The organism is Ruegeria sp. P8 (assembly GCF_056534665.1).
The window spans coordinates 46,607-60,843 of record NZ_JBQERC010000002.1 but is presented as its reverse complement, the minus strand read 5'-3'; the positions used below and the strand labels follow the sequence as shown (position 1 = coordinate 60,843).

The 14,237-nt window shown below is 57.3% G+C and carries 14 protein-coding genes and 1 pseudogene; 7 read left to right on the top strand and 8 right to left on the bottom strand.

Annotated features, from left to right (window positions below; all coding sequences use genetic code 11):
- Positions 1-4 precede the first annotated feature (4 nt).
- The 7 genes from ACR0BZ_RS03655 to ACR0BZ_RS03625 form a co-directional block, all read right to left on the bottom strand.
- On the bottom strand, positions 5-520 hold the full coding sequence (locus tag ACR0BZ_RS03655; RefSeq protein ID WP_480481129.1) for a nucleoside deaminase: 516 nt from the start codon (positions 518-520) through the stop codon (positions 5-7).
- Positions 517-828 (bottom strand): DMT family transporter, encoded by a 312-nt coding sequence (locus ACR0BZ_RS03650; RefSeq protein ID WP_480485775.1) that lies wholly within the window; start codon positions 826-828, stop codon positions 517-519. Before ACR0BZ_RS03650 ends, ACR0BZ_RS03655 begins: the two co-directional genes overlap by 4 nt.
- A 153-nt stretch (positions 829-981) precedes the next feature.
- A complete protein-coding gene (locus ACR0BZ_RS03645) occupies positions 982-2,358 on the bottom strand; it encodes a TRAP transporter large permease (protein ID WP_480505350.1) in 1,377 nt (458 codons plus the stop codon).
- Positions 2,358-3,035 carry a TRAP transporter small permease gene (locus ACR0BZ_RS03640; protein WP_480772642.1) on the bottom strand — a complete coding sequence of 226 codons (678 nt, stop codon included), beginning with the start codon at positions 3,033-3,035 and terminating at the stop codon, positions 2,358-2,360. The genes ACR0BZ_RS03645 and ACR0BZ_RS03640 overlap by 1 nt, the downstream gene beginning before the upstream one ends.
- Positions 3,036-3,151: 116 nt before the next feature.
- Entirely contained in the window at positions 3,152-4,153 is a 1,002-nt protein-coding gene (locus tag ACR0BZ_RS03635; RefSeq protein WP_480472519.1) for a DctP family TRAP transporter solute-binding subunit, read from the bottom strand.
- 287 nt (positions 4,154-4,440) lie between these two features.
- Positions 4,441-5,670 carry a sigma-54-dependent transcriptional regulator gene (locus ACR0BZ_RS03630; protein ID WP_480505351.1) on the bottom strand — a complete coding sequence of 410 codons (1,230 nt, stop codon included), beginning with the start codon at positions 5,668-5,670 and terminating at the stop codon, positions 4,441-4,443.
- Positions 5,667-7,400 (bottom strand): sensor histidine kinase, encoded by a 1,734-nt coding sequence (locus ACR0BZ_RS03625; RefSeq protein ID WP_480919488.1) that lies wholly within the window; start codon positions 7,398-7,400, stop codon positions 5,667-5,669. The genes ACR0BZ_RS03630 and ACR0BZ_RS03625 overlap by 4 nt, the downstream gene beginning before the upstream one ends.
- Positions 7,401-7,446: 46 nt before the next feature.
- On the opposite strand from ACR0BZ_RS03625, the gene ACR0BZ_RS03620 reads away from it, so the two are divergent.
- Positions 7,447-8,628, top strand: coding sequence for a cytochrome P450 (locus tag ACR0BZ_RS03620; protein ID WP_480919487.1), 1,182 nt, complete (start codon positions 7,447-7,449; stop codon positions 8,626-8,628).
- Between the two features lie 45 nt (positions 8,629-8,673).
- On the opposite strand, the gene ACR0BZ_RS03615 is transcribed toward ACR0BZ_RS03620, so the two are convergent.
- Positions 8,674-9,156, bottom strand: a complete 483-nt coding sequence (locus ACR0BZ_RS03615) for an Lrp/AsnC family transcriptional regulator (RefSeq protein ID WP_267365581.1) — start codon at positions 9,154-9,156, stop codon at positions 8,674-8,676.
- Between the two features lie 174 nt (positions 9,157-9,330).
- On the opposite strand from ACR0BZ_RS03615, the pseudogene cobA reads away from it, so the two are divergent.
- The 6 genes and pseudogenes from cobA to ACR0BZ_RS03585 all read left to right on the top strand — a co-directional run.
- Positions 9,331-10,077, top strand: a pseudogene (gene cobA / locus ACR0BZ_RS03610) (uroporphyrinogen-III C-methyltransferase); the annotation flags it as partial.
- The gene (locus ACR0BZ_RS03605; RefSeq protein WP_480919486.1) at positions 10,077-10,391 is read left to right on the top strand and encodes a DUF2849 domain-containing protein; all 315 of its coding nucleotides are present in this window, start codon (positions 10,077-10,079) and stop codon (positions 10,389-10,391) included. The pseudogene cobA and the gene ACR0BZ_RS03605, both read left to right, overlap by 1 nt.
- Before the next feature lie 66 nt (positions 10,392-10,457).
- Positions 10,458-12,122: a nitrite/sulfite reductase gene (locus ACR0BZ_RS03600; RefSeq protein WP_480919485.1), complete on the top strand. Its 1,665-nt coding sequence runs from the start codon at positions 10,458-10,460 to the stop codon at positions 12,120-12,122.
- A complete protein-coding gene (locus ACR0BZ_RS03595; protein ID WP_480919484.1) occupies positions 12,112-12,873 on the top strand; it encodes a phosphoadenylyl-sulfate reductase in 762 nt (253 codons plus the stop codon). The genes ACR0BZ_RS03600 and ACR0BZ_RS03595 overlap by 11 nt, the downstream gene beginning before the upstream one ends.
- Entirely contained in the window at positions 12,870-13,277 is a 408-nt protein-coding gene (locus ACR0BZ_RS03590) for a DUF934 domain-containing protein (protein WP_267365587.1), read from the top strand. Before ACR0BZ_RS03595 ends, ACR0BZ_RS03590 begins: the two co-directional genes overlap by 4 nt.
- Before the next feature lie 107 nt (positions 13,278-13,384).
- Positions 13,385-14,218 carry a ferredoxin--NADP reductase gene (locus ACR0BZ_RS03585; protein ID WP_480537754.1) on the top strand — a complete coding sequence of 278 codons (834 nt, stop codon included), beginning with the start codon at positions 13,385-13,387 and terminating at the stop codon, positions 14,216-14,218.
- Positions 14,219-14,237: the final 19 nt, after the last annotated feature.

Genomic DNA, 14,237 nt, shown 5'->3' with positions numbered 1-14,237 from the left:
GCCTTTACTCGGCAATATCTTCGGCCCAAAGCTCTGGCTTTTCTTCGATGAACCGCTGCATCAGTGCGATGCAGTCAGGATCGTTGACTATCACCACCTCGACACCGCGTTCGCGCAGGAAGTCTTCGTTGCCACCAAAGTTCTGGGTATCGCCGATCACCACACGCGGGATACCAAACTGAACGATAGTGCCCGAGCACATCATGCAAGGTGACAACGACGTGTAAAGAACCGTATCCCGATAGGTTTTCTGACGTCCCGCTTTACGCAAGGCATCCATTTCGCCATGTGCGATCGGATCCCCGCCCTGCACACGTTGATTACGCCCTTGTGAAACAATATCGCCACCCCGCGCCAGAACTGACCCGATCGGGCATCCACCTTCGTCAAACCCGGCTTTGGCCTCGTCATAAGCAACGCGTAGCAGGCGCTTGTCGGTCTCGGTCAGCATTCCGGTCTCCATTTCCCGTGTTTCCTGAACCCTGCCCAAGCGCAATAGCTTGGTCAATAAAGGGCTCATGCCAGCTTCATCAGGATAAGACCCGTCACGATCAGAAGGGCCGCGAGAATCCGCGCAGGGCTTAGGGCTTCGCCCAGAAACAGGATACCGACACAGAACGCCCCCACTGCCCCAATACCCGTCCAGATGGTGTAAGCCGTGCCTAATGGCAGGTCGCGCATCGCCAGCGCCAACAGGCCGAAAGAGCCGATCATCGAAAGAGCCATCAAGGCCGTAGGCCACAATCGGGTGAAACCAGCCGATTGCTTCATCGCTACAGCCCAGACGATTTCCAACAGGCCAGCAAAAAGAAGAAAGATCCAGGGCATATGACAACCTCGTATTCGTTCGGGTCGTCCCGAAAGATGTCCCATTATGGGGAGGTCGTCCTCTGAACCCGAGTTAAGCACTTGATGCCGGGGTTCAAGATACGAAAAAACCGGGCAGTCGAAACCGCCCGGCTACGTACATCGTCAAACCACTTAATTGGTTATGATTTCCGGGCCCATGAAAGTGTTGGGCAGGAATGTCGAGATCCACGGTATATACGTCACCATAATCAGGAAGACGAAGAGAACAGCGAGGAACGGCAGCGCTGCCCTAACAACGCTCATCATCGGCATACCTGCAACGCCCGAGGTTACGAACAGGTTTAGACCAACCGGAGGCGTGATCATCCCGATCTCCATGTTCACCACCATGATGATGCCCAGATGGATCGGATCGATGCCCAACTCGATGGCAATCGGGAACACCAGCGGTGCGACGATCACCAACAGGCCCGACGGCTCCATAAACTGACCACCGATCAGCAGGATCACGTTCACAACGATCAGGAACGCCACCGGCCCTAGCCCTGCGGTCAGCATCGCCTCGGCGATATGCTGCGGCACCTGTTCGTCCGTCAGAACATGCTTAAGGATCAGCGCGTTGGCGATCACGAACAACAGCGTCACCGTCAGCTTTCCTGCCTCGAACAGAGTATGCTTGGTGTCGGGATGAAAGAACGCCGTGACCAAAGCGTAGGGCTTTTTCAGCAGCGGCAGGTTCTGTGCGTCCCCTTCCGTACTCAGCGGCCCCATGTCCTTGTAGACGAAACTGGCGATGAAGAAGGCATAGACGGCAGCAACCGCGGCAGCCTCGGTTGGGGTAAAGATACCCCCATAAATGCCACCCAGAATGATAACGATCAGGAACAGGCCCCAACCGGCCTCGCGGGCCGAGGTAAAGACCTCACCCCACCCCTTCCATTCACCCTTGGGCAGGTTCTTGACCTTTGCCATGACATAGATGGTGATCATCAGCATGAAGCCAGCCATCAGACCGGGAATAACGCCAGCCAGGAACATACGCCCAACCGAAACTTCGACGGCGGCAGCATACACAACCATCACGATGGACGGAGGGATCAGGATGCCCAGCGTACCCGCGTTACAGATCACACCAGCGGCAAACTCTTTGGAATACCCAACCTGGCGCATACCTGCGATGACGATCGAACCGATAGCTACAACCGTGGCCGGGGACGATCCTGACAACGCGGCAAACAGCATACAAGCAAACACACCCGCAATCGCCAGACCGCCGGGCAGATGCCCCACGCAAGCAATCGAGAAACGGATGATCCGACGCGCTACACCACCTGTCGTCATAAAGGACGAGGCCAGAATGAAGAACGGGATCGCCAACAGGGTGAAATGCCCCTCGAACGCCTCAAACAGCGTGCCTGCAACTGAAGCCAGCGAACTGTCGGAATAGATCAGCAGGAACAGGGTCGAGCTGAGGCCAAGTGCAACCGCAATCGGAACCCCGATCAGCAGCAGGCCGATGACCATCGAGAAAAGAAGGATAACGTCCATCAGTCATGCACCCCTTGTTGTGCGCGGACTTCTTCAATCTCGTCCTCGACTTCGTGGCTGGCGACAAGGCGATCGGTCTCACCACGCCAAATTTGAACGGCGACCTGCGTAAACCGGATCACCAGCAGCAGCATGGACACCGGCAGAACCAGATAAGGTACGACCTTGGGCAGTTTTTCATACCCCTCGCCATAGTTGATCAGGTCTTCCAGAAAGCGCAGCGGAGCGACCATGGGGATGTCGTCTACCTCGTAGAAACTCTGGCTGCGTGCGCCGAAATCGAACCCGGTCGGGAACCAGCGGCCCGATGTTGGCGGCAGATCTGCAAAGACGGCCCAATAGTCATATGCCCCTTTGAGCATCAGCAGCGAGAACATCAGACAGAACCCGACCGAGACCAGCGCCATAATGCGCCTCGGTGCTGGTGCCAGCATGTTCAGGATTGCATCCACACCCAGATGAGCATGTTTCTTGACCGCGTAAGATGCGCCCAGCAGCACCAGCCAGCCAAACGTGAACACTGTCAACTCAAGCGCCCATAGGATATTTGAATTAAAGACAAACCGCGCGATCACGTTGGCAAATGTAACGACCGTCATAAGGCCCAAAAGCAACGCGATCAGGGTTTCTTCGATATGGTCGATCAGCCCGCCCTGGCCGGAGTTCGCACCAGACATCTTTCAGTCCCCGCATTTTATTGAAGAGAGAGTTGAGAATGGGGCGGGCCATTTCAGCCCGCCCGGCCTGCGCGTCGAATACTCCCCAGTCCCCTGACGCGCGGCCTTTGACCGGATCAGAACCCGGCGTTGATGGCCTGCGCCGCGTCGATCTTGTCCTGACCCACGTCACCTGCAAATTTGTCCCAGACCGGTTTCATTGCGTCGACCCAGGCCTGACGCTGTTCAGGGGTCAGTTCACGAATGACGCCGCCCGCATCGATGATCGAGGCTTTGGCCGCTTCGTTCACAGCAAAGGCTTCTTTGTTCCGGGTGTCAGTAACTTCGGCCAGAATGGTCAGGAACTGATCCCGCACCGCCGGATCAAGACTGTCCAGCCAATCCACCGATGTCACGACCAGATAGTCGATGATGCCGTGGTTGGTTTCGGTGATACCGTCCTGCACCTCAAAGAACTTCTTGCCGTAGATGTTCGACCAGGTGTTCTCCTGCCCGTCCACAACGCCCTGTTGCAGCGCGCCATACACTTCCGAGAAGGCCATTTTCTGCGGGCTGCCCCCGATGGCTTCCATCTGCGCCACCAGCACATCTGACGACTGTACACGGAACTTCAGACCGTTTGCATCCGACGGATCAACCAAAGCCTTGTTGGCCGACATCTGCTTCATGCCGTTGTGCCAGAACGCCAGCCCTTGCAGGCCGCGGCGCTGCATGCTGTCTTTCATCGCCTGCCCTTCGGCCGAGGCCTGGAACGCGTCTACAGCGTCGACATTCTTGAACATGAACGGCAGGTCAAACAGGCGGAACTGTTTGGTGAACTTCTCGAACTTCGACAGCGAGGGCGCGGCCAGTTGCACGTCACCCTGCAACATCGCTTCGAGAACTTTGTCATCGTTGTAGAGCGTCGAGTTCGGGTAGACCTCAACGCACATCGTGCCGTTCATTTCATCGTTGACCCGCTGCTCTAACAGCGATGCCGCGATGCCTTTGGGGTGTTTGTCGGTGTTCGTCACATGTGCGAACTTAACGACGATTTCGCCTTCATCGCATGCAGCCATACCAGCCGTTGCGGTTACCGTCAGAGCAAGCGCAGTTGCTGCCGTTGTCAAAAGCTTCATCTGATATCCTCCCAGAGTTCTTTGAAACTTGCAGTCGACGCCGGGTAAGCGCCGTATGGCGTGCAGTGAAGCGACTCAGGGTAAAGCACACAACTTTTGACTGCGACTACAGGAAATGTCTGATTACCTGTTTAATACCAAAGCGTTACGGCTTTGTTGGTTCGGGTTATGCACTTCACAGTTCTGAGCCGTGCGAAAACTCGCACATTCTCAGAGAGGCTTGTGCGGATTTCCGCACAAATTTCGAATCAGTTCATCCGAATCAGATGCGCCATTCCGGTTCCTGCTTATCTGCGGTAATCCTCGGGACGAATCTGATAGCGCGCCAGCTTGTCGTAAAAGGTCTTGCGCGGCAGCTTCAGCGCCTTGGCCGCATCTGACGCTTTTCCATTGTGGCGGCCCAAAGCTGCAATCAACAAGGATCGTTCAACCCGCGCCATCTGTTCGCTCAACCCCAGATCTGTTGCCTGCGTAACCTCCTCGGGCATTCCAAGAACAAACCGCATTGCTGCTGACATCAAAGAACGGGCGTTGCCCGGCCAGTCGCTGGCCATCAAGGCCGCGAGATGTTCGGACGAAATCTCGGGAATTGCGATGCCAGCCTGTTCGGCCGCTTGCGCCACATAGTGGCGAAAAATCACCGGAATGTCGTCGGGGCGTTCCGCCAATGATGGAACGCGTACCCGCATCACATCCAAACGATAGAACAGATCAGCGTTGAACCGCCCCTCCGAACTTAACGCAGACAGATCAGCGGTTGTTCCTGCAATAATGCGCCCCCCCGGACCGCGCTCGATGATCTCCAACGCCGCAAACTGCGTGGCTTGGGGCATGGCGGACACTTCGTCCAGAAACAGGGAACCACCCACGGCATCGCCGCAGCTTTGGGCAAGGTCATCAGGGCTTAGACTTGAAGCCGGACGTTTGACAAAAGGCCCCTGACCAGCGGGCGACATCAGGTGAACCACTTCGGCTACTTTGGATATGCCGCTGCCCGGCGGGCCGGTAACAAGGACTTCGGCCCCCGTCGGTGCGACGGTCCGCACGCGATCCCGCAGCGCCTCAGCTTGCGGAGACAGGCCAAACAGCAAACGTGCGGCCGGGTCCCCCCTTTCAAGTTCGGATTTCAGGGCGCGCTGTTCCAACACCTGAGTGCGGGCCGCGAATGCGCGTTCAAGAACATCCATCAGGTCAGACGCAGCGCAGGGTTTTTCGAGAAAATCGAACGCTCCTTTTCCCATGGCTTCTACGGCCATTGGGATATCACCTTCTCCGGTCAAAAGGATCACCGGAAGCTCGGGGTCGATGTCCCGAGCATACGCCAACAAGTGGAAGCCATCCCGCCCGGGCATTCGAATGTCCGAAATAATCACACCGGGGAAATCCCGCCGAATATGATCCTTGGCCGCCACAAAAGAACCGGCTGTTGTCGGTGCGTAATCTGCAAGTTCAATGGTTTGCGCCAATGCCTCGCGAACAGCTGCGTCATCATCGACCAACAGAACCCTGCGCATCATGCTGCCTCTTCTTTCCCATAGGGCTCCAGCTCGACGGTAAACACTGCGCCATCAGCCGTGTTTGCCCCGCGGATTTCACCCCCAAAGCTTTGAACAAGACCATATGATATAGAAAGACCAAGCCCCAGACCTTCAGAGGAACCTACGCTTTTGGTCGAATAAAACGGCTCGAACACCCGGTCGGGGTCTTCGATCCCCGGTCCGGTATCCTGCACAGAAACGCGCAACCGGTCTTCTTCGTGCATCACAATCGAAATGTACCGCTTGGGTCTCCCCAGCATCGCATCCGCCGCGTTATTGATCAGATTAACAAAGACCTGCACCAAGCGGACTTCACCCCCCCAAACATAAACCGCAGCCTGTCCCGGTTCCCATTCCAGCGTCACATCATCGTCACGCAATCGGGTTTCGGTCAATTCGACGGCAGTTTTCAGAACCTGCACCAGATCGACCCGGCCCATCGGTTCGCTTTCGTTTCGGGCAAACGCGCGCAGGTTCTTGATGATCCGGGCCATGCGGGCGGCCATTTCCGAAATACGCCCAAGGTTTTCGCTGGCCCTGTCGCCTTTGCCGCGTTCAAGAAAGGCCGTACCATTGTCGGCGAATTGCTGGATCGCCATCAACGGTTGGTTGAGTTCGTGGCTGATCCCCGCCGACATCTGCCCCAGCGCGCTGAGCTTACCTGCCTGCACCAGCTCGGCCTGCGCTTTTTTCAGTGCTACTTCGGCCTCCTGACGTTCTGCAACTTCGCGGCGCAATGCGGTGTTTGCTTGGGTCAAAGCACGGGTACGCTGCGCCACCCGGCTTTCCAGAACCGTGTTGGCATTAGCCAGCGTCCGTCGCCGTTCCATCGCAAGATACAGCATCGCGCCAAACGCCAGACAGATCGCTGCGACCGCCGCCGCCTGCAACCCGGCAAGTCGCCGGGCCGGGGCCACGTCCACCAAAACCTCGGCGGTCATATCGATCACAGGCAATTCAAGCGTTAGGTGCAACGCATCGCGTGGCAAATACCGCCCCCAGCTCAGCCGCCACAATTCATGCTGGCCGACCCGCGTCGCAGAAAAATCCACCGAGGCACCCTCTGGCGGTGTCAGCCCGGACTGGCCAACCTCGCGCCTCCAGAACAGCAAGTCCGACCGGTTCGAGATGAAGACGACACCGTCAGAATCAACAAAGAAAACGGCTTCGGTACTGCCCCGCCAGGTTTGTTCAATGTCCTGGACATCGGCAACCACCATCACTGCACCTTCGACTTGCCCGGAGGCGGCAAAAGTCGGAGCGGCATAGGAATATATCCGGTCGCCACTGTCCGGAGCTACCTCATGCGCTGTGCCAGCCGCACCCTGCATGGCGCGCCTGAACGCTGGATGTGCGGACATGTCTCGCTGTGCCACTGGCTGTGCGGCGACCAGAACCCGACCGCTGCGATCCAGGTACATCATGTTGACGGCCGCTGTCTTGTCGGCAACGTCCAGCAACATCGCTTGCGCGTCATGTATTTGTGTCGGTGTATCCAACGCGTGCAAGGCGGGATGTGTCGCCATCAGAACCGCCAGTTCCTGGTAGACCTGCATCTGGGTGCTGAGCCGATCCGCCGCCAGTTCAAGGTCGGCTTCGGCCTTGTCGCTTAGCTGAGACAGCGCCTGACGATAGCCATAAGACCAAACAAAACCTGACAGCAGCCCGACAGCGGACAAAAAACCGACAATGATCCAAACTCTCTGCATAGACAGGGTCTTGCATTCAACGCGGCTCGTGGCAAGTGTGCGTCGCATGAAGTCATTCTCGCAATCCCCGACAGACCCGGGTTTCGTTCAGAACCCCTACCCTTTCTATGATCAGGCCCGCGCTGCTGGTGATCTGTTCTATTGGCGCGACTACGATATGGCTGCTGCGACGTCCTGCCGTGCCGTGCGGGCACTTCTTCGCGACCGCCGGTTTGGGCGGGAAGTTCCGCCTGAATGCGCGATACAGGGCCCCGCCCATTTGGCCCCCTGGCTGGCTATCGAAGCCCATTCGCTGCTTGAAGCTGAACCCCCGCGACATACCCGCCTAAGGGCGCTTGTTATGCGCGCTTTCACGTCGCGGGAAATATCTGCGTTGCAGCCTTCCATAGAATCGCTATGCCACAGTCTTGTCGAGGCGTTTCCGAATACACCTTTCGATCTGCTGAGCGCTTATTGCACTCAGGTCCCGGTGATAACTATCTGCCGACTGTTGGGCGTTCCCGAAGACATGGCGCCCAACCTGTTGCAGTGGTCGCATGACATGGTCGCGATGTATCAGGCCAACCGGACACAGGCGACCGAGGATAAGGCCGCCAAGTCCTCTCAGGAGTTCACGGATTTCCTGTTGGGATACATTAAACAACGACGCAACGATCCGCGTGACGATTTGATCACCCGGCTTATCAGCGCCGAGAAGGAAGGCGAAAAGCTGTCCATCGACGAACTGGTCGCAACATGCATCTTGCTGTTGAATGCAGGTCACGAAGCAACGGTGCATTCGCTGGCGAACGGTGTGAAAACCCTGTTGCAAACACATACCAGCCCCGACGTTCTAGGCCCGGACCAGATCGACGCAACGATTGAAGAAATCCTGCGCTATGACCCGCCCCTACACATGTTCACACGCTATGCGTATGAAGACGTTGACATATTTGGGCATTCGTTCAGGCGCGGTGATCAGGTCGCGCTTTTGCTTGGCGCTGCAAACCGCGACCCTACCGTCTGGGATGAACCCGAAAGGTTTGTTCCGACGCGCTCGATTGAGGTCAACACAAGTTTTGGTGGAGGCATCCACTTCTGCGTCGGCGCCCCTTTGGCAAGGTTGGAAATGCGCATAGCCCTGCCCATTCTGTTCAACAGCTGCCCGAACCTGCGGCTTGCCGATCCGCCGACCTACTCAGACAGCTATCACTTCCATGGTCTGGAACGGTTAATGGTTCAGGTCTGACCTATATAAGGCGCGGATCGATCCGGCGCTGGCAGCACCTGCCTTCTATGCCCCTTCAACCAATGCGTTGAGGGGAAGCATCGTTGTGGACTTGATTTCTTCCATAGACAAAAGCGCGGTCACGTTGTGCACCCGCACTTCCGAAATCAGAGACTGGTAGAATTGATCATAGGCGCGCGCGTTCTTGACCCGAACCTTGAGAATATAATCGATGTCGCCTGCCAGCCGATGCGCCTCCTGCACTTCGGGATGTTCGCGCAATGCCTTAAGGAACTTGCGCTGCCACTCAGCCTCGTGTTCCGACGTGCGGATCAAAACAAAGAAAGTCGCCTCAAACCCTAGCGCTTCGGCATCCAGCAAAACCGTTTGCTGACCAATGATTCCCGCACTCTTGAGCTTGCGTATTCGATTCCAGACAGGCGTCTTTGAACTGCCGACACGAGCCGCTATTTCGTCCAGTGACTGCCCTGCATCGCGTTGCAGCTCGGCCAGAATTTTCCGATCCGTATCATCTATCCGCACCGACATTCCAATATTCCTTCCACATCGAAGAATTCGTTCCAAATTTTCGTTTCGATGGAACGTTTGTCCTTATTTGAGCGCCCATATGGCACTTTGGTGGGAATATTTCCTATATTGAGGGTCAAGTCAAACCACACCCGAGATGATCCGATGCAGGACGTTCGCACAACAGGCCCCAAAGGACATGTCGACTTTGTCGGCGCAGGTCCGGGCGATCCTGAGTTACTGACGCTCAAGGCGCTGACTGCGTTTGAGCGGGCTGATGTTGTGCTGCATGACCGCCTTATCAGTGAACCCGTACTGGACATAGCCGGTCAAAGCGCCGCCTTGGTTGATGTCGGCAAAGCCGGGTTCGGCCCATCCTGGAAGCAAAGTGATATCGACGCGCTTTTGGTCGAATATGCCTTGAATGGTAACCGCGTGGTCCGCCTTAAGTCTGGCGATCCCACTGTCTTTGGCCGTCTGGATGAAGAGATCGAGGCCGTCGAGGCGGCTGGAATTTCGTGGCAGATCGTTCCCGGTATCACGGCGGCATCTGCCGCGGTGGCTGGAATCGGCCAAAGTCTGACTCAACGCGGCCGGAATTCCTCGGTGCGGTTTCTGACCGGGCACGACATGAAAGGTTTTGCCGATCATGACTGGAATGCCCTGGCAAGGGCCGGTTCGGTTGCTGCGATCTATATGGGCAAGAAATCTGCCCGCTTTATCCAGGGTCGCCTGATCATGCATGGCGCCGATCGCGCCACCCCTGTCACACTGGTCGAAAACGCTTCGCGTCCGAACCAGCGGATACTGGCCACCACACTGGATCAACTGCCCGCCGACCTGGCCGCCGCCGAAATGGACGGACCGGCCCTGACATTCTATGGCCTTGCCCCGCGCGAAGCGACGCAGGCCGTAACCGAATTCAACAAGGAGCTTGCCTGATGGCCCGCGCTTTTACCCCCAAAGTCGTCACCGCAAATGACTTGCTGGTAGGTGACGTCATTTACCAGACCGATGATGACAGTTGGACGCGTGATCTGTCGCAGGCGGAACTGATCACTGACGAAGCACATGCACAGGTGCGTCTGCTGGATGCGGCGCGTCAGGCAAATAAAGTCGTGGGCGCCTATCTGGCCGATGCCGTTGCTGGCAAAAACGGCCCAGAACCCACCCATTTTCGGGAAGATTTCCGCCGGACTGGTCCGTCCAACTATGCCCACGGCAAACAGGAAACTTCCCAGCAGCCCCGGGCCTGACCTCTGGCCATCTCTCTCCCCTTTCAAGGCCCCTAGGTTCGGGGCTGCAAACAAGGACAGCTAGACATGTATCGCTACTCCGAGTTCGACACAGCATTTTTGGCAGAACGTAACGCGCAGTTCCGTGCCCAGGTCGAGCGTCGCATTGACGGCTCGTTGACCGAAGACGAATTCAAGCCGCTGCGCCTGATGAATGGGCTGTATCTGCAACTGCATGCCTACATGCTGCGTGTCGCCATTCCCTACGGCACGCTGAACAGTGCGCAGATGCGTCAACTGGCGCTGCTGGCCGAGAAGTGGGACAAAGGCTATGGCCATTTCACCACGCGTCAGAACATCCAGTACAACTGGCCAAAGCTGAACGACGTACCGGATATGCTGGACGCGCTGGCCGAGGTTGGCATGCACGCCATCCAGACCTCGGGCAACACCATCCGCAACGTGACCGCCGACCATTTCGCCGGTGCCGCAGCGGACGAGGTCGCAGATCCGCGCCCCTATGCCGAACTGCTACGCCAGTGGTCGACCGACCACCCCGAATTCCAGTTCATGCCGCGCAAGTTCAAGATCGCCATCACCGGTTCAGAAAATGACCGTGCCGTGATCAAAGCGCATGACATCGGCCTGCAACTGGTCGAACGTGACGGCGTTCTGGGCGCTCGCGTCATTGTTGGTGGTGGCCTTGGCCGTACGCCCATGATCGGCAAGGAATTGTCCGAGTTCGTCGCCTTTGACGACCTGCTGGCCTATCTGGAGGCCACAGTTTCCGTATGGAACCAGATTGGTCGCCGCGACAACAAGTACAAGGCACGTATCAAGATCACCGTGCACGAGCATGGCATCGACGCTATCCGCGCCAAGGTCAACGAACGCTTCCTGAAGGTCCGCCCGCAGTTCAAAGGCGCGGATATGAACCTGCTGGAAGAGATCAAGGGCCACTTTGCACCACCTGCCTACCGTGAAGGCTCGGTCGCGTCGTTTGAAAGCACCTATACCAACGATCCGGTCTTCCGGTCGTGGGTCGACACCAACATCGCGCCGCACAAGAACGCGGACCATGCGATCGTCACGATCTCGATCAAGAAGCATGGAGCAACACCGGGCGATGCAACTGCCGAGCAAATGCGCGTTATGGCCGATCTGGCCGAAGAATTCGCCTATGACGAGCTGCGCATCAGCCACGAGCAGAACGTGATCCTACCGCATGTCCACAAATCGGACCTGCCCGCGATCCACGCCAAGCTGAAGGAATACGAACTGGCCACCGCCAACATCGGTCTGATCAGCGACATCATCGCCTGCCCGGGTATGGATTATTGCGCGCTGGCGACGGCGCGTTCGATCCCGGTTGCTCAGGAAATTGCAACACGGTTCGAGGACCTGAAGCTCGAGCATGACATCGGCCACCTGAAGATCAAGATCTCAGGCTGCATCAACGCCTGTGGTCATCACCATGTCGGCCATATCGGCATTCTGGGTCTGGACCGCGCAGGCGTGGAAAATTACCAGATCACTCTGGGTGGCGATGCGACCGAAACTGCGGCAATTGGTGATCGCACCGGTCCGGGCTTTGCCTATGACGAAATCGTTCCTGCCGTCGAGCGCATTGTCGACACCTATCTGAACCAGCGTGCAAGCGCAGAGGAGACATTCCTGGAAACATATCGCCGGGTGGGCATGGCGCCGTTCAAAGACGCCCTCTACCCCGAGGCCCGCGCAAATGCCGCTTGACCTGATCCAGACGGAACTGGGCTGGGACAGACACGAACTGACTGAACGTGTCGAAGACCTGAATGCCCGGTTCCGGCACCACAGCGCCCATGATGTCATGCATGGAGCGATTGATGAGATCGATGAGCTTGCTCTGGTCTCGAGCTTTGGTGCGGAATCCGTCGTTCTGTTGCACATGGCGGCGGTGGTGAACAAGGCAACGCCCGTTCTTTTCGTGGACACGCAAATGCTGTTCACCGAAACGCTGGAATACCAGCAGGAGGTGAGCGAGCGTCTGGGGCTTACCAACATTCGCATCATCCGGGCCGAGGATGCAGAGGTTGAACGCGAAGACCCATACGGCGCATTGCGCCTGCGCGACACCGATGCATGTTGTAACCTGCGCAAGACTTTCCCGCTGCAAAGAGCGCTGGTGGGGTTCGATGGCTGGATAACCGGACGCAAGCGGTTTCAGGCAGGCACGCGCGCTGCGCTGGAATTCTTCGAGGTCGAAGATGGTACAGGCCGGATCAAGGTCAACCCGCTCGCCCATTGGGCGCCCGAGGATGTGCGGGCCTATATGGAAGAAAACAACCTGCCCCGGCATCCGCTGGTGGCCAAAGGATACCCTTCGATCGGCTGTGCGCCCTGCACTTCGCCTGTCAAAGAGGGCGAAGACCCCCGCGCCGGACGGTGGCGCGACCAGAACAAGGAAGAATGCGGCATCCATTTTGTCGATGGCAAGATGATGCGCATCGGAGAGAAAACATGAACGTAATCGTAACGGATGAGGGCTTTTCGCCTGATGACTGGACCGACGGCTTTGTCACTCTGGATGATGCCGCCAATGACGTGGTCGCGCTAGACGTGAGCTCGGAGACAGACCCGGACGAACTGTTTGACCGGTTGGGCGGCACGAGGCTGGTTCGGGTAGACTTCCCGTCTTTCGCAGATGGTCGCGGATTTACCATCGCTCGCACATTGCGCCTGAAGGGCTACAAAGGCCGGCTGCGCGCCAAAGGGCATGTGCTTGCCGATCAATACGCCATGGCGCGCCGCAGCGGCTTTGACGAGGTCGAGATCGACGGAGAACTGGCAGACCGCCAACCCGAGGATCAGTGGCTGGCCCGCGCGAACTGGAAAGAGAATAACTATCAGGCCCGCCTGCGCGGCTGATCCCGCGATTGCCAGCCTGTGACGCAAAGGGGGCAATCTGTCCCCTTTTCCTGACTTGGATCAAAGATTAAACGGAGATGTCGGTTTAGCAGACCGGCAGGTAAACGATGACAGAGATGAAGCCCGTGAGCGAAGCAACCGCCGTAAAAGTCCCCGTCCTTCCGGATGCGCAAACTGTAACCGAAGTCAAACACTGGACCGACAGCCTGTTTTCATTCAAGGTGTCGCGCCCGGCCTCGCTGCGTTTCCGTTCGGGCGAGTTTGTGATGATTGGTCTTCTGGGCGACAACGGCAAGCCGTTGCTGCGCGCCTATTCCATCGCCTCGCCCTCGTGGGATGAAGAGCTGGAGTTTTATTCGATCAAGGTTCAGAACGGCCCGCTGACCTCGAAGTTGCAACATATCAAACCGGGTGACCAGATTATCCTGCGTCCCAAACCGGTTGGCACATTGGTGCATGACGCCCTGCTGCCCGGCAAGCGCCTGTGGTTTTTTGCGACCGGCACCGGCTTTGCGCCTTTTGCCTCGCTGCTGCGTGAACCGCAGACCTATGAGGACTATGACGAGGTCATCATCACCCACACCTGCCGCGAAGTGGCAGAGCTGGAATATGGCCGTCAGCTGATCGACAGCATCCGTCAGGACGAACTGTTGGCCGAACTGATCGGTGAAGGATTTGCCGACAAGATCCGCTATTACCCGACCACCACACGGGAAGAGAGCCCAAAGATGGGTCGCATCACCACTTTGCTTCAGGACGGCACCGTGTTTTCCGACTTGGGTATTGACGGTGGCATCAAGCCCGAAACCGACCGTGCAATGGTATGCGGTTCGTTGGCTTTCAACCTAGATATCAAGGAAATCCTCGAAGGGTTTGGATTGCGTGAAGGTGCCAACTCGGAACCCAAGGAGTTCGTGATCGAAAAAGCCTTTGTCGGCTAAAGCAACCCTGCGTTCAGGG